Origin of the sequence: Streptomyces sp. enrichment culture, assembly GCF_964273145.1 — a bacterium.
Lineage (GTDB): Bacteria > Actinomycetota > Actinomycetes > Streptomycetales > Streptomycetaceae > Streptomyces.
The window spans coordinates 636,352-650,926 of record NZ_OZ186873.1 but is presented as its reverse complement, the minus strand read 5'-3'; the positions used below and the strand labels follow the sequence as shown (position 1 = coordinate 650,926).

General features: G+C 75.2%; 14 protein-coding genes. 8 read left to right on the top strand and 6 right to left on the bottom strand.

What is annotated here, in order from left to right; translation table 11 throughout:
• Together ACSU6Z_RS02940 and ACSU6Z_RS02935 are read right to left on the bottom strand one after the other, a co-directional pair.
• Complete coding sequence (locus ACSU6Z_RS02940; RefSeq protein ID WP_437042565.1) at positions 1-555, bottom strand: tripartite tricarboxylate transporter TctB family protein; 555 nt, start codon at positions 553-555, stop codon at positions 1-3.
• Entirely contained in the window at positions 552-1,538 is a 987-nt protein-coding gene (locus tag ACSU6Z_RS02935) for a Bug family tripartite tricarboxylate transporter substrate binding protein (protein WP_437050160.1), read from the bottom strand. Before ACSU6Z_RS02935 ends, ACSU6Z_RS02940 begins: the two co-directional genes overlap by 4 nt.
• A gap of 292 nt (positions 1,539-1,830) precedes the next feature.
• Between ACSU6Z_RS02935 and ACSU6Z_RS02930 the strand changes: the two genes are divergently transcribed.
• On the top strand, positions 1,831-2,655 hold the full coding sequence (locus ACSU6Z_RS02930) for a response regulator (protein WP_437042562.1): 825 nt from the start codon (positions 1,831-1,833) through the stop codon (positions 2,653-2,655).
• 212 nt (positions 2,656-2,867) lie between these two features.
• Here ACSU6Z_RS02930 and ACSU6Z_RS02925 read toward each other — a convergent pair whose 3' ends face one another.
• The 3 genes from ACSU6Z_RS02925 to ACSU6Z_RS02915 form a co-directional block, all read right to left on the bottom strand.
• Positions 2,868-4,502, bottom strand: coding sequence for a cellulase family glycosylhydrolase (locus tag ACSU6Z_RS02925; RefSeq protein WP_437042560.1), 1,635 nt, complete (start codon positions 4,500-4,502; stop codon positions 2,868-2,870).
• A gap of 65 nt (positions 4,503-4,567) precedes the next feature.
• Complete coding sequence (locus ACSU6Z_RS02920) at positions 4,568-5,692, bottom strand: GDSL-type esterase/lipase family protein (RefSeq protein ID WP_437042558.1); 1,125 nt, start codon at positions 5,690-5,692, stop codon at positions 4,568-4,570.
• A gap of 167 nt (positions 5,693-5,859) precedes the next feature.
• On the bottom strand, positions 5,860-6,441 hold the full coding sequence (locus ACSU6Z_RS02915; protein ID WP_437042556.1) for a TetR/AcrR family transcriptional regulator: 582 nt from the start codon (positions 6,439-6,441) through the stop codon (positions 5,860-5,862).
• 346 nt (positions 6,442-6,787) lie between these two features.
• Here ACSU6Z_RS02915 and ACSU6Z_RS02910 point away from each other — a divergent pair, with 346 nt between their 5' ends.
• From ACSU6Z_RS02910 to ACSU6Z_RS02885, 6 genes are all read left to right on the top strand, one after another.
• Positions 6,788-7,339 carry a (2Fe-2S)-binding protein gene (locus tag ACSU6Z_RS02910; protein WP_437042555.1) on the top strand — a complete coding sequence of 184 codons (552 nt, stop codon included), beginning with the start codon at positions 6,788-6,790 and terminating at the stop codon, positions 7,337-7,339.
• Positions 7,336-8,328, top strand: coding sequence for an FAD binding domain-containing protein (locus ACSU6Z_RS02905; protein ID WP_437042553.1), 993 nt, complete (start codon positions 7,336-7,338; stop codon positions 8,326-8,328). The genes ACSU6Z_RS02910 and ACSU6Z_RS02905 overlap by 4 nt, the downstream gene beginning before the upstream one ends.
• The gene (locus ACSU6Z_RS02900; RefSeq protein ID WP_437042551.1) at positions 8,325-10,454 is read left to right on the top strand and encodes a xanthine dehydrogenase family protein molybdopterin-binding subunit; all 2,130 of its coding nucleotides are present in this window, start codon (positions 8,325-8,327) and stop codon (positions 10,452-10,454) included. The genes ACSU6Z_RS02905 and ACSU6Z_RS02900 overlap by 4 nt, the downstream gene beginning before the upstream one ends.
• Positions 10,447-11,637, top strand: coding sequence for an XdhC family protein (locus ACSU6Z_RS02895; RefSeq protein ID WP_437042549.1), 1,191 nt, complete (start codon positions 10,447-10,449; stop codon positions 11,635-11,637). Before ACSU6Z_RS02900 ends, ACSU6Z_RS02895 begins: the two co-directional genes overlap by 8 nt.
• A gap of 438 nt (positions 11,638-12,075) precedes the next feature.
• Positions 12,076-12,567 (top strand): DUF1360 domain-containing protein, encoded by a 492-nt coding sequence (locus ACSU6Z_RS02890; protein ID WP_437042547.1) that lies wholly within the window; start codon positions 12,076-12,078, stop codon positions 12,565-12,567.
• Between the two features lie 5 nt (positions 12,568-12,572).
• A complete protein-coding gene (locus ACSU6Z_RS02885; protein WP_437042546.1) occupies positions 12,573-13,121 on the top strand; it encodes an AAA family ATPase in 549 nt (182 codons plus the stop codon).
• 67 nt (positions 13,122-13,188) lie between these two features.
• Here ACSU6Z_RS02885 and ACSU6Z_RS02880 read toward each other — a convergent pair whose 3' ends face one another.
• On the bottom strand, positions 13,189-13,578 hold the full coding sequence (locus ACSU6Z_RS02880) for a DUF5997 family protein (protein WP_437042544.1): 390 nt from the start codon (positions 13,576-13,578) through the stop codon (positions 13,189-13,191).
• A 115-nt stretch (positions 13,579-13,693) separates the two neighbouring features.
• On the opposite strand from ACSU6Z_RS02880, the gene ACSU6Z_RS02875 reads away from it, so the two are divergent.
• Positions 13,694-14,506, top strand: coding sequence for a LysR substrate-binding domain-containing protein (locus tag ACSU6Z_RS02875; protein WP_437042542.1), 813 nt, complete (start codon positions 13,694-13,696; stop codon positions 14,504-14,506).
• Positions 14,507-14,575: the final 69 nt, after the last annotated feature.

Here is a 14,575-nt window from a genome sequence, read left to right as displayed (position 1 = left end):
TCACACCACTCCCATCAGCGGGCCGCCGGGCAGCGGCACTCCGAGCAGCTTGTCGAAGACGGCGTAGGTGACCAGGGACAGCACGGCCGCGATCAGCGGGTCGCGGTCGAGGCGGCGGCTGCCGAGGGCGAAGGCGGCGCCCCAGAAGAGCAGGGCGCCCGCGACGGGGAAGCCCGCGGGTTCGATGAGGACGGCGGCGCCGAGGAAGATCCCGGCGAGCAGCAGCACGGTGCGCCAGTCGGCGGGTTCCGACAGGTCGACGTCCTCGCCGCCCTCGGCCTGGCCCCGGCCGCCGCGCAGGACGTCGACGGCGAGCAGGGCCGCGATGACGAGCAGGCCGGTGCCGACGGCGACCGGTACGGTCCTGGGGCCGACCGGGCCGCGCTGGGCGATGTCGACGTCCATCGCGAGCGCGTCGGTCAGGACGAGAACGCCGAGCGCCAGCAGCAGGGCGCAGACGCCGAGTTCGGAGTGGTCGCGCAGCCATGGGAGCGGTCGCGGGCGCGGCCCGGCCGTCATCCCCTCGTCCGGCGCGCGGTCCGTCCGTGTCGTCACAGTCCCAGCTCCTTCAGTACCGACACCACGCGCTGGTCCTGGGCGTCCAGGAACGCGCCGAAATCCTCCCCGGTCAGGAACGCGTCGTCCCAGCCGTTGCGCTGCAGGGACTTCCGCCACTCGGGGGAGTCGTGGAGCTCCTCGGCCAGGCGGATCAGCTTGTCCCGCTCGGCGTCGGACAGGCCGGGCGGGGCGACGATGCCGCGCCAGTTGGTGAAGTCCACGTCGTAGCTGGACTCCTTGAGCGTCGGCGCGTCCTTCAGCTCGGCCACCCGCTCCGGGCCGGTGACCGCCAGCACCCGCAGCTCGCCCGCCTTGATCTGGTCCAAGTACTCGCCGACGCCGGAGACACCGAAGGCGACCTTGCCGCCGAGGATCGAGGCGAGCAGCTCGCCGCCGCCGTCGAAGGGGATGTAGTTGACCGCCTTGGGGGAGATGCCGGCGGCCCGCGCCATCAGCATCGGCGCGAGGTGGTCCGGCCCGCCGGGGGAGGAGCCGCCGCCCACCGGGAGCTTGCCGGGGTTCTTCCGCCAGGCGCCGATCAGCTCGTCGATCGTCCGGTACGGGGAGTCCCTGCCGACGACCACGACGTCCTGTTCCTCGGTGAGCCGGGCGATCGGGGTGGTGTCGGCGAGCGTCCTGGGGGCGTGGTTGGAGCGGACGGCGCCGACGACGCCGAGGCCCATCGACATCGCGAGCCTGCCGTTGCCGTGCTCGCTCACCAGCCGGCTCAGCCCGACGGTGCCGCCGGCGCCGGGCAGGTTGAACACCTCGATGTTGTGCGTGAGGCCGGCGTCCTCGGCGTCCTTCGCGGCCGTACGGGCCGTGATGTCGTAGCCGCCGCCGGGCGTGTTGGGGACCATCAAGCGCAGGCCCGGGATCTGCGTGCCGGTCTCGGCGTCGCCGCCGGCGGAGAGCAGCGGCGGTCCCACGAGGACGAGCACGGCGGCCCCGAGCAGGGCGAGGGGGGTGCGCAGGCGCACGAGTGCCACCACCTGTCGGTCGTGTCTGTCGGTGAGGAAGGTCCTGGAGCGGGGGACGAGGGCCACATGGTGCCCGTTCGCGCGTGGACTGTCTGCCTTGCGGAACCAATGGAGGTTGTGGTCATTGAGGTCACGGTTTCCCGGGGGCGCCCGGTATCTCTTTTCTTCCCCGCGAGGGGGCGCCATCATGGCGGTCCGGCGCACCGGCCGTCCCTTCGTCGCGCCGCCGGACCGGAGCCGGCGTGCCGGTGGGAGGTGCGGGAGGCGTGGAGGAAACGGGAGGAGCGGTTCGATGACCAGCGCGCAGGAGGCACCGGCCACGGGCGGGACGTCCGGTGCGTCCGGTGTGATCGACGTGCTCGTCGTCGACGACGACTTCATGGTGGCCCGGATCCACCGGGCGTTCGTCGAACGCGTCGCCCCCTTCCGTGTCGTCGGCGTCGCCGGCACCGGCGAGCAGGCCGTCGCCGCCGTCGACGAACTCCGCCCCGGCCTGGTGCTGCTCGACCTGTACCTGCCGGACACCTTCGGCCTGGATGTCGTCCCCCGGCTGCGCTCGGCCGGGCACGACTGCGACATCATGGTCGTCAGCGCCGCCCGCGACGCGGACGCGGTGCGCGGTGCCGTCCGGCACGGCGTCGTCGACTACCTGCTCAAACCCTTCGACTTCGACGACCTGCGGACCCGCCTGGAGCGTTACGCCGTCCGGCGGGACCGGCGGCTCGGCGCGGTCGTGCGCGGCCAGGACGACGTCGACCGCGTCCTGGCCGGAGCCCCCGCCCCGCCCCCGCCGGTCCCGGAACTGCCCAAGGGCATGAGCACGGAGACCGCCGCGCTGGTCGAGCGCGTCCTGCGCGCCGCCGACGGCTCCCTGTCCGCCAGCGAGTGCGCGGCCCTGACGGGCATCTCCCGCGTGAGCGCGCGCCGTTACCTGGAGTACTTCCACATCGTCGGCGACGCCGACGTCTCCCTGCGTTACGGCGCGGCCGGCCGGCCCGAACGCCGGTACCGGTTCCGGGGACGGCCCGAGGAGACCGGTTCCGGTGGTGCGGCCCGCGGTCCGCGCCCACGCGCCGGGTCGACGCCCGCCGCGACGGCGCCCGGGCGGCCGTGGTGATCGACTGGTGACGGCCGGGGCGTGGGCGTACACGGTCGAACGGTGGACGCCGCGGTGTCGGCGGCCTTCGTGAGGGCGGCGGTCTTCGCCCGGGGCGCCGCTCCGGCCGCCGTCGTGGTCGTCCAGGCCCGGCCCTGGGACCTGGGACACCTTCGGGCCGGGAGGGCCCCGGCCCATTGCGAGGCCGGGACCCGGGACCCGGGACCCGGACGTCAGCCCACCGTGCAGGCGGAACCGTTGAGGGTGAACGCGGTGGGGCCGGGGTTCGCGGCTCCCCGGGACGCGGTGAAGCCGAGGGTGACGGAACCCGCCGCGGGGAGGGACGCGGTGTAGGGGGCGGACGTGACGGTGACCTCCGCCCCGTCCTGTGCCGCCGTGCCGCCCCACAGGTTGGTGATGCGCTGGCCGTCGGGGAAGGTCCAGCGCAGGGTCCAGCCGTTGATCGCCGAGGTACCGGTGTTGCGCAGGACGATCTCGCCCTGGAAGCCGCCGGGCCACTGGCCCGTGACCTTGTAGCCGACCCCGCACGCGGCCGCCGGGCCACCGGAGGAGGTGGTCACCGCCACCGTGCCGGACCGCTGCGAGCGGTTGCCGGCGGCGTCGCGGGCGTAGACGGCGAAGGTGTACGAGGTGGCCGGGGCGAGGCCGGTGACCGTGGCGGAGGTGCCCGTCGTGCGGGTGACGACGGTCTCCTCCCCGCCGCCGATCCGGACCACGTCGTAACCGGTGACGCCGGTCGCGTCGGTGGCGGCGGACCAGGACAGGGTCACGGACGAGGCCGTCACCGCCGAGGCGACCGGGGTCCCGGGGGCGGTCGGGGCGGTGGTGTCGCCGCCGGAGCCGGAGTAGACGGCGGCCTCCTCGGCCGTGGCGGCGATGCCGTTCGCGCCGTCGAAGAGCCGCTGCCCCCACGGGGTGAGCCGGTCCGGGTCGAAGCCGGTGACCATGTCCAGGTACTCGACCCCGCCGCCGTTGCCGCTCCAGGACCAGCCGAGGTAGCCGAGGCCGAGCTGCCGCGTCACCGCGAGGATCGCGTCCTCGTCGGGGTTGCCGTCCGAGTGGTCGTGCCCGAACTCGCCCACCACGATCGGGAGTTTCGCGGTCACGAAGCGGTTCAGGTAGTCGCCGACCTCGGCGGCGGTGTCGAAGACGCCGTACATGTGGATCGAGAAGAGCGTGTTGCGGTCGGGGTCGGCGGCGAACACCGAGGCGGCGTTGTCGCGCATGGTGAACGCCCAGTCCTGGCCCCAGTTGGGTGCGTCCACCATGATCGTGTGGTGGAACCCGGCGGCGCGCAGCTTCTGGATCGCCGCCTTGGTGTCGGCGGTCCAGGCCGTGTAGCCGGTGTTGCCGTACGGCTCGTTGCCGATGTTGACGATGACGTAGTCCTCCTGGCCCGCCAGGGCGCTCCGCACGCTGATCCAGTAGTCGGCGGCGCGGGACAGGGTGACGGCTCCGCTCTGTTCGCCGTACCCGGTGGTGTCGTGCACCTCCAGGACGCAGATCAGGCGGTTCCGCTTGCACTGGGCGACGACGTTCGCCACGTCCGCGGTGTCGTTGCGGGTCCAGCGGTCACCGCTGGAGAGGACCACACGGACGGTGTTGGCGCCCTTGGCCTTGATGTGGGCCAGGGAGTCGATGCGGTCCGGGTACCAGGCGTGGGCGTGGTTGACGCCGCGCATCACGAAGTCGTTGCCGGACGCCTCCAGCAGCCGGCCGTTCTCGACGCGGAATCCGGTGGGCGCCGCCTGGGCCGGGGTGCCGAGGGCGAGCAGGGGCAGGAGGAGCCCCAGCACGGCGGCCACGACGGCGGTCAGGCGGGGGACGGTGGCGGTGGGGGATCTCATGGCGGCTCCAGGGGAGAGGGGTCTCGGAGGGGGTGGGGGCTTCACCGGGAGGAGCGGGGGCGGGGTCAGGAAGCGGCGGCCCGTGCCGTGCAGCCGACGGCCGCCGACGGGGTGCCGGACGCGCCGGGGACGGCGGCGACGAAGCCGAAGGTGGTGCTCGCTCCCGGTGCGAGGGTGCCGTTCCACGGCGCGGCGGTGACCGTGGCCGTGCCGTCGGCGGCCGTGGTGAGGCCGCCGTTCCAGACCTGGGTGACCCGTGCGCCGCCGGACGGTACGACGGTGGCGGTCCAGCCGGAGACGGGCGCGGCGGACGCGTTGGTCACCGTGACCTCGCCCTGGTAGCCGCCCTGCCAGGTGGAGACGGCCCGGAAGGACGCGGTGCAGGCGGGCTCGCCGCTGCCCGGGTCGCCCGGACCCCCCGGATCGCCGGGGTCCCCCGGTGTGCCCGCGTCGAGCAGCGCGGACAGGGCCGGGTACCAGCGGGCGGCGATCTTGCCGTCACCGGAGGCGTTGGGGTGTACGCCGTCGTAGGTGTCGGTGGCGGTGCTGAAGCCGGTCCACTGGTCGACGACGGTCACCGGGGAGCGATCGGTGGTCGTCGCGCGGGCCCAGCCGGGGATGCGCGCGTTGAGTTCGACGACGCGCTGGGCGCACTCCGCGCAGGTGGCGGGGTTCATGGGGATGATCTGCGCGACGAGGACCTTCATGTCCGGATTGTCGGCCCGCATCTGCTCCACCAGCCTGGTGTAGGCGGCGAGGATGCGGTCCGCGGGGACGTCGCTCCAGACGTCGTTCGTCCCGAAGTGCATGACAACGATGTCGGGACGGGTCGCGGCGAGCCGTGCCGGAAGCAGGTTCCGGTCGGCCACGACGGTCGCCAACTCGCCGCCGTGGCCCTCGTTGTCCCCGTCGTGCTCCTGACCGCAGCCCTGGGGGCCGAGGGTGCCGACGAAGTCGATGTCCGTGTGCCCGGCGCTCAGCAGCCGGTTCCACAGCACCGCCCGCCAGCAGCCCGGCGAGCCGGTGATCGAGTCGCCCAGCGGCATGATGCGCACCGGGTCCACGGCCGCCTTCGCCGCCGGTGCGGCCGCGGCGCGCGGGGCGAGCGTCACCCCGAAGGGCAGGAGCAGGGCGGCCAACAGGCCGAGGATCGGGAGGATCGGTAAGCGTGGGGGAGGGGTGCTGCGCATGACGTTCCCTTCTTCCGGGGGGGTGGGAGCGCTCCCATAACACATCAAGCCATCGTTGTCATTCGCACGTCAAGACCGCTGCGGCGGGCAGTGCTGCGGCCCGCCGTTCCCGGCCGTCCGCCGGAGGCCGGGCTGCCACCGGCGGCAGCCCGGCCTCCGGCCGGCTGTCAGCGGCCGCCCGCCCCCGCCCGCAACCCGTCCATCACGAGATCCAGCAACCGGCCGGCGCGTGGCTGCCAGTCCTCGCGGGGGTCGAGCTGCCACAGGCCGGCGATGGCGAGGAAGAAGTCGTCGCCGCTCACGCCGGGGCGGATGACGCCCGCCTCCTCACAGGCGCGGAGCAGGAGTTCGGCGGCCGCCGCCACCGGGGAGGGTCCCGGCTTCGCGGGACTGCCCGGCGCACTGGTGGCCTGGCGGATCGCTTCCGCCAGGCCGGCCTTGGTCATGGCGAAACGGGCCAGGCGGTCCATCCACTCGCGCAGCGCCCGTTCGGGCTCCCGGGTCGCCAGCAACTGCGCCGCGGCGTCGGCGACCTGCTGCATCTCGTACCGGTAGATCTCCAGGACGAGCGACTCGCGGTTGGGGAAGTTGCGGTAGAGCGTGCCCTGGCCGACGCCCGCCTTCTTGGCGATCACGCTCAGCGGAGCGTCCGCGCAGCGCGTCAGCTCGGTCAGCGCCGCCTCCAGGATGCGCTCGCGGTTGCGCTGCGCGTCCGTCCGCAGAGGAGAACCTCTCTCCGGCTGCCGCACGCGTCCTCCTCGCGAACTCGTGGCCGAATTACGGCCCTTGCTAAGCGGACAACTGTCCACTACGTTTCCGGTGAACGGACAGTTGTCCGGTTGTGCCTCACCATACGGCGCACGCGGCCGGCACGGGCACCCGGCGGCCGGAAGTCACGAGCTCGCTTCCCCGCCCCCGTGGTCCCGGCCCGCCGCCGCGCACCGCCCCTGCCCCACGCACAGACCCGTCCGCGGGCCCGCCGGCGGGCCCGTCACCGTCTTGTACCGCCCCGCCCCTTGCCCACCCCCGCCTCCGACCCGACCCGACCCGCCCGCCCGGAGAGCGCCCCGCCCGGGCACGGAAGGAAGGCTGATCATGAGTCCAGCCCCCTCGCCGACCCACAGCACCATCACCCTGCACGTCAACGGCGAGAAGCACACGCTGTCCGCCGACCACCGCACCACCCTGCTCGACGCCCTGCGCGAGCGCCTCGATCTGACCGGCACCAAGAAGGGCTGCGACCAGGGGCAGTGCGGTGCCTGCACCGTCCTGCTCGACGGCCGCCGGACGGTGTCCTGCCTGCAACTGGCGGTGGCGGCCGAGGGACGCGAGATCACCACGATCGAGGGCCTCGCCGACGGCGGGGAACTGCACCCGGTGCAGCAGGCGTTCCTCGACCTCGACGGTTACCAGTGCGGCTACTGCACACCGGGCCAGATCTGCTCGGCCGTCGCGGTCATCGAGGAGCACGCGGCGGGCTGGCCGAGCGCCGCCACCGACGACGTGCGCCCCGAGGCGGGACCGCCTCCCCTGACCGCCGAGGAGATACGGGAGCGGATGAGCGGCAACCTGTGCCGCTGCGGCGCGTACGTGGCGATCGTCCGGGCCGTCGCACGGGCCGCCGGCGTCGAGGAGGCGGCCGTATGAGGGAGTTCGCCTACCGGCGGGCCACCGACGTCTCCGGCGCGGTGGCGCTGCTCGCCGCCGACCCGGACGCGCGCTATCTCGGCGGCGGCACCAACCTCGTCGACCTGATGAAGACCGGCGTCGAACGCCCCGCCCGGCTCGTCGACGTCCGCGACCTGCCCCTGGACCACATCGAACCGACTGACGACGGCGGCCTGCGCATCGGCGCCACCGTCACCAACAGCGACCTCGCCGCCCACCCCGAGGTCCGCCGCCGCTACCCGGCGCTCGCCCAGGCGGTGCTGGCCGGCGCCTCGGGGCAGCTGCGCAACATGGCCACGGTCGGCGGCAACCTGCTCCAGCGCACCCGCTGCGGCTACTTCACCGACGTGACCAAGCCCTGCAACAAGCGCGTCCCCGGCAGCGGTTGCCCCGCCGTCGAGGGCGTCCACCACAACCACGCCGTCCTCGGCGCCTCCGGGCACTGCGTGGCCGTCCACCCCTCGGACATGGGTGTGGCCCTGGCCGCCTTCGACGCGGTCGTGACGTACGAGACCACCGACGGGCCGGGGCAGGTGCCGCTCGCCGACTTCTACCTCCCCGTCGGCGACACCCCGCACCGCGAGACGGCCCTGCCGCCGGGCGCCCTGATCACCGGCGTCACCCTGCCGCCCGCCCCGGTCGCCGCCCGCTCCCGCTACCGCAAGGTGCGCGAGCGCGCCTCGTACGCCTTCGCGATCGGCTCGGTCGCCGCCGCGCTCGACGTCACCGACGGCGTCGTGGGCGACGTACGGCTGGCCTTCGGCGCGGTCGCGTCGCGGCCCTGGCGGGCCCGCGCGGCCGAACGGGCGCTGACCGGCGCCCCGGCGACCGCCGACGCCTTCGCCGCCGCGGCCGACGCCGAGCTCGCGGCGGCCAGGCCGCTGCCCGACAACGGATACAAGGTGACCCTCATGCGCAACCTCACGGTGGCCGTCCTGACCGAACTCGCCGAGGAGGCCGCCCGATGACCACCGCCCCGACCCGGCCGGCCGCCGCCCCGCGCTCCGTCGGCACCGCGCGCACCCGTGTCGAGGGCCGCGACAAGGTCACCGGGGCCGCCCGCTACGCGGCGGAGATCCCCTTCACCGGACTCGCCCACGGCTGGCTGGTGCTGTCCACCGTCACCCGCGGCCGCATCCGCGCGGTCGACGCCGACCCGGTGCTCGGCATGCCGGGCGTGCTCGCCGTGCTCCACCACGGCAACGCCCCGCGCCTGACCACCGACTACGTCGGCCTGCTCGGCGTCCCCGACCCGACCGCCGCCGTCTTCCAGCACGACCGGATACCGCACGCGGGCTGGCCCGTGGCGCTCGTCGTCGCCGAGACGCCCGAGCAGGCCCGCGAGGCAGCCGACGCCCTCACCGTCCACTACGACGAGGAACCGCACGACATCGCCTTCGCGGCCGGCCGCCCCGACGCCTACCCGGCGGACGGGCACATGCCGGCGGTGACGGAGAAGGGGGACGTGGAGGCCCGGCTCGCCGCGTCCGCCGTGGTCGTGGACGCCGAGTACACCACCCCCGAAGAGCACCACAACCCCATGGAGCCGCACGCGGCGACCGCCCGGTGGGACGGCGGACGGCTGGAGGTCGTCGACTCCAACCAGGGCACCACCTGGGTCCAGAGCGAACTGGCGAACCTGTTCGCCCTCGACCCGTCCGCGGTGCGGGTGCGCTCCGAACACGTCGGCGGCGGCTTCGGCAGCAAGGGCATCCGCGCCCACCAGGTGGCCGCCGCGATGGCCGCGAGCGTCCTGCGGCGCCCGGTCCGCGTGGTGCTGACCAGGCGTCAGATGTTCTCCCTCGCAGGGCACCGCAGCCCCACCGTCCAGCGGGTCCGGCTCGGCGCCGACGCCGACGGACGGCTGCGCGCGCTGGAGCACCGCGCGCTCAGCCGGACGTCCACCGTCTACGAGTTCGTCGAGTCCAGCGCCGGCCCGGCCCGCGTGATGTACGACGCCGACGCCCACCGCACGGTCAACGAGGTGGTACGGCTCGACGTGCCCTCGCCGACGTGGATGCGCGCCCCGGGCGAGGCGCCCGGCTCCTTCGCGCTGGAGTCGGCGCTCGACGAACTGGCCGAGAAGTGCGGCGTCGACCCGATCGAACTGCGCCTGCGCAACGAGCCCGAACGGGGGCCGGTGTCAGGGCTGCCGTTCGCCGGCCGCAACCTCGCCGCCTGCTTCCGGGAGGGCGCCCGCCGGTTCGGCTGGGCGGAGCGCGACCCGCGCCCCGGCGTGCGCCGCGCCGGACGCTGGCTGCTGGGCACCGGCACGGCCGCCGCCTCCTTCCCGGTCGGCGCCGGGCCCTCCACCGCGGCGCTGACGGCCGAGCCGGACGGCACCTTCACGGTGCGGATCGCCGCGGCCGACATCGGCACCGGCGCCCGTACCGCCCTCACCATGGTCGCCGCCGACGCGCTGGAGACGGACCCCGAGCGGGTCCGGGTGCGCATCGGCGACAGCGCCTTCGGACCCGCCTGGATCGCCGGCGGGTCGATGGGCACCCGCTCCTGGTCCTGGGCGGTCACCCAGGCCGCCCGGGAACTGCGCGAGCGGCTCGCCCCGGCCGGCGAGGTCCCGCCGGAGGGCATCACGGTGCGCTCCGACACCACCGAGGCCATCGGCGCCCTCGCCCAGAGGGAACGGCACTCCTTCGGCGCCCAGTTCGCCGAGGTCGCCGTCGACATCGCCACCGGCGAGGTGCGGGTGCGCCGCATGCTCGGGATCTTCGCCGCGGGCCGCATCGTCAACCCGCTCACCGCCCGCAACCAGCTCGTCGGCGGCATGACCTGGGGCATCTCCATGGCCCTGCACGAGGAGGCGGTCCGCGACCGCGTCACCGGCGACCCCTACGGCGCCGACCTCGCCGGCTACCACGTCGCCGCCCACGCCGACGTGCCGCGCGTCGAGGCCGACTGGGTGGACGACAGCGACCCGGAGGACCCGGTCGGCATCAAGGGCGTCGGCGAGGTCGGCATCGTCGGCGCGGCGGCGGCCATCGCCAACGCCGTCTGGCACGCCACCGGCGTACGCCACCGCCACCTGCCGATCCGGCCCGACCGCGTCCTGGCGGCGGGAGCCCCGCGTGCTTGACCTCGCCGGGGAGCTCGGACGCCTGCTGGAGCGGGGCCGGGACGTCGCCGTCGCCACCGTCGTCGCCGTCGGCGGCAGCGCGCCGCGCGGTCCCGGCGCCGCCCTCGCCGTCGACGGCGAGGGCACCGCGATCGGCTCGGTCTCCGGCGGCTGCGTCGAAGGCGCGGTGTACGACCTGTGCGTCCAGGCCCTGGAGGACGGGCGGACGGTGCGCGAACGGTTCGGCTACAGCGACGAGGACGCCTTCGCCGTGGGGCTGACCTGCGGCGGGACCATCGACGTCCTGGTCACCCCGGTTCGCGCGGACTCACCCGCCCGGCCGGTGTTCCAGGCGGCGCTGACGGCCGCCGCCCTGGGCGCCCCGGCCGCCCTCGCCCGGGTCGCCCAGGGCCCGCCCGGACTCCTCGGCCACGCCCTGCTCGTCCGCGCGGACGGATCGTACGAGGGCACCCTCGGCGGCCACCGGGAGCTGGACCGCACGGCGGCGGCCGAGGCCCGGGCCCTGCTGGAGGCCGGCCGCACCGGCACGGTGGAGCTCTCGGAGGACGGCACGCACTGCCCCGGCGGACTGACCCTGTTCGTCGAGTCGAGCCTGCCACCGCCCCGCATGATCGTCTTCGGCGCGGTCGACTTCGCGGCGGCCCTGGTGCGGGTCGGCAAGTTCCTCGGCCATCACGTGACCGTGTGCGACGCCCGCCCGGTCTTCGCCACGCGGGCCCGCTTTCCCGAGGCCGACGAGGTCGTGGCCGACTGGCCGCACCGCTACCTGCGGCGTACCCCGACCGACGTGCGGACGGTGCTGTGCGTGCTCACCCACGACGCCAGGTTCGACGTACCGCTGCTGACGGAAGCGCTCCGCATGCCGGTGGCGTTCGTCGGCGCCATGGGGTCGCGCCGCACCCACGAGGACCGCCGGCGGCGGCTGCGCGAAGCCGGACTGGGCGAGCGGGAACTGGCCCGGCTCAGATCGCCCATCGGCCTCGACCTGGGCGCCCGCACACCGGAGGAGACCGCCGTGTCCATCGCGGCCGAGATCGTCGCGGCCCGCCACGGCGGCACGGGCGTACCGCTGACCGGGACCGGGACGCCGATCCACCGGGACGGCGGGGCGGGGACGCAGCTCCACCGGGACGGCGGGGCGAGGACGGCGGACCGCCGGGGAGGCGAGGGGACGGCGGCCTGAGGGGCCGCCGTCCCCTCGCCCGGCCCGGTGAGGCCGTTCCGGTGGCGCGCGGCGGCCGGCCCGTGCCGCTGCCGGGCCGGCCGGCCCTCGCGCGGCGCGCACGCCCGGCCGGTGCCCGTTTCCGCCGCGGCCGGGCGACGGGCACCCGGCCACGGCGAGGGCGGCCGGGGAACCGGACGCGAGCACCGCGCCGTCCGCCCTCACCGACACGGCCTGCGGCGGCCGGGCCGATCACCCCTCGGCCCGGCCGCCGCCGTCCGATCACGCGGAGCCCCCGACCGGCCGGAGCGGACCCGAGACGGCGGTCCGGACCAAAGCGCGGCACCGGCGGCCCGGCCGCCGCCCCGCCCGGGGGACACCGCGTATGACCAGGGCGGGAGGGGGCACTCGACCCCCGGCCGGCACGGGCCGGCCGCAGGCGTTCCCGAGGAGGCACCCATGACGGACGGAGAGCAGCGGTATGACGGTGAGGAGGAGGCCCCGCTCTGGGGCTACGCGGCGCTGACGACGACCTTCGCCACGGGCGTCGGGCTGTTCGCCGTCCTGGCGCGCCGCCGTGGGGTGCGGCTGCCCGAGGGGGTACCGCCCTGGGACATGGCGCTCCTGGGCGCGGCGACGTTCAAGGCGTCCCGGCTGCTGTCCAAGGACAAGGTCACCAGTTTCATCCGGGCGCCGTTCACCCGCCGCGAGCGCGACAGCGAGGCCAACGAGGTGATGGACGTCTCGCGGGGCAGCGGACTGCGCCGTGCCGTCGGCGACCTGGTGTCCTGCCCGTTCTGCACCTCGGCCTGGGTGGCGGGCGGGCTCGTGGGCACCTACGCCACCGCCCCGCGGGCGGCCCGGCTGGTGTGCGCGGGCCTGACCGCCGTCACCGTGGCGGACTGGCTCCAGTACGCCTGGAGCCTGACCGAGCAGAAGGCCGAAGGCTGAGAGGGATGACCGCAACGGCGGACGGGGACGGGAGCGGCGAGGGGGCCGGGAACGCCGGAGACGGCCGGCCGGACGGGACCGGCGGACCCGAGGTGGCCGTCCTGGTCGGGCTCCAGGCCTCGGGGAAGTCCACCTTCTGCGAGCAGGTCCTCGCCGGGCGCTGCGCGCTGGTCGGCAAGGACCGGTTCCCGCGCGGCGCACGTCACAAGCAGGCCCGGCAGATGCGGCTCGTCGAGGAGGCGCTGGCCGCCGGCCGGTCGGTGGCGGTCGACAACACCAACCCCTCGCCCGAGGAATGGGGCCCGCTGGTGGCGGCCGGGCGTCTGTACGGCGCCGTCGTCGTCGCCTACTGGTTCCCGCCCGACCTCGCCGGTTCCCTGCGGCGCAACGCCGCGCGCGCCGGACGCGACCGGGTCCCGGAGGTCGGCGTCCGCGCCACGCTGGGACGGCTGCGGCGGCCGACGCGCGAGGACGGCTTCGACGCCGTGCTGGAGGTCCGCTTCGACGGCCACGGCGGCTTCGACGTACGGCCGTCGCCCGCCACGACCGGCTAGGCGCCCCCGAAGCCGGTGGGACGCGCCCTGCGGGGCCGTCGGGGACGGCCGGGAAGCCCGGCGCCGGTCAGGAGGCCTGGGCGCGCTCCGCGTGCAGCTTCTTCACGCGCGCCGCCTCCTCGCGGACCTTGGCCTGGAGCGCCTGCTCACGCTCCAGCCACTCGGGACGCTCCTGCTTCAGCGCCTCGATCTGCTCGGTGGTCAGGGGCTCGGTGATCCCGCCCCGGTGCAGGCCCGCGATGGAGACCCCCAGCTTGGCCGCCACGACGGGGCGGGGGTGCGGGCCGGTGCGGCGCAGCTCCCGCAGCCACTCGGGCGGGTCGGCCTGGAGCGCGTTGAGCTCGGCGCGCGAGACGACGCCCTCCCGGAAGTCGGCGGGTGTGGCCTCGAGGTACACACCCAGCTTCTTGGCCGCGGTCGCGGGCTTCATCGTCTGGGTGCTCTGGTGCTGGGTCATGACATCCAGGGTATCGAGCGTGCGCGCGACCGATGACCACTCCCGGCGGCCACACCGGTCCCGATGACCAGGGCTGACGGCCCCGTCCGACGACCGCGCCCGGTAACCTGGCCGGGTGACAGCCTCGGAAGAACCCGCCTCGTTCCGGCTCGCGTACGTCCCGGGCGTGATGCCCGACAAGTGGGTGCGCATCTGGCACGAGCGGCTGCCCGGCGTCCCGCTGTCGCTCGCCCAGGTCCCCGCCGCCGACGCGGGCGGCGCGCTGCTGGCGGGCGACGCCGACGCCGGCCTGGTGCGGCTGCCCGTGGACCGGACGGTCCTCAGCGCGATCCCGCTCTACACCGAGACGACGGTCGTGGTGGTCCCGAAGGACCACCTCGTCACGGCGGCCGAGGAGGTGTCGGTCGCGGACCTGGCCGACGAGATCGTGCTGCATCCGCTCGACGACGTCCTCGGCTGGGAGCGCCTCCCGGGCCGGCCCGCGTTCGAGCGCCCCGCCACCACGGCGGACGCCGTGGAGCTGGTGGCGGCCGGGATCGGCGTGCTCGTGGTCCCGCTGTCGCTGGCCAGGCTGCACCACCGCAAGGACCTCACCCACCGGCCGCTCACCGACGCCCCCACGTCGAGCGTGGCGCTGTCCTGGCCGGAGGGGGCGACCACCGACCTGGTGGAGGACTTCATCGGCATCGTCCGCGGCCGGACCGTCAACAGCACCCGGGGCCGCAGGCAGGAACCCGGGCAGGACGAGCCGCAGCGCACCGGCGCGGGCGGCGCCGGACGCAAGCCCGCGGCGGGAAGGCAGGCCGGGGGCAGGGCGGCCGGGAAGCCGGCGGGGGGCGGGTCGGCTGCCGGCAAGACCCCGCGCCGGGGTTCCCGGGGCACCCCGAAGGGCGGCGGCCGGCGCGGTGGCCCCCGCCGCCGGCCCTGAGGGGCCGGCGGTGAAGTGATCCCGGACCGTGGACCGTGGCGGCGCACCGCCCCCGGCCACGATCCATCA

Coding starts and splice junctions, on each gene's coding strand:
- ACSU6Z_RS02930 (WP_437042562.1), top strand. CDS start 1,831: ATGACCAGCGCGCAGGAGGCACCGGCCACGGGCGGGACGTCCGGTGCG.
- ACSU6Z_RS02925 (WP_437042560.1), bottom strand. CDS start 4,502: ATGAGATCCCCCACCGCCACCGTCCCCCGCCTGACCGCCGTCGTGGCC.
- ACSU6Z_RS02920 (WP_437042558.1), bottom strand. CDS start 5,692: ATGCGCAGCACCCCTCCCCCACGCTTACCGATCCTCCCGATCCTCGGC.
- ACSU6Z_RS02910 (WP_437042555.1), top strand. CDS start 6,788: ATGAGTCCAGCCCCCTCGCCGACCCACAGCACCATCACCCTGCACGTC.
- ACSU6Z_RS02905 (WP_437042553.1), top strand. CDS start 7,336: ATGAGGGAGTTCGCCTACCGGCGGGCCACCGACGTCTCCGGCGCGGTG.
- ACSU6Z_RS02900 (WP_437042551.1), top strand. CDS start 8,325: ATGACCACCGCCCCGACCCGGCCGGCCGCCGCCCCGCGCTCCGTCGGC.
- ACSU6Z_RS02890 (WP_437042547.1), top strand. CDS start 12,076: ATGACGGACGGAGAGCAGCGGTATGACGGTGAGGAGGAGGCCCCGCTC.
- ACSU6Z_RS02885 (WP_437042546.1), top strand. CDS start 12,573: ATGACCGCAACGGCGGACGGGGACGGGAGCGGCGAGGGGGCCGGGAAC.
- ACSU6Z_RS02880 (WP_437042544.1), bottom strand. CDS start 13,578: ATGACCCAGCACCAGAGCACCCAGACGATGAAGCCCGCGACCGCGGCC.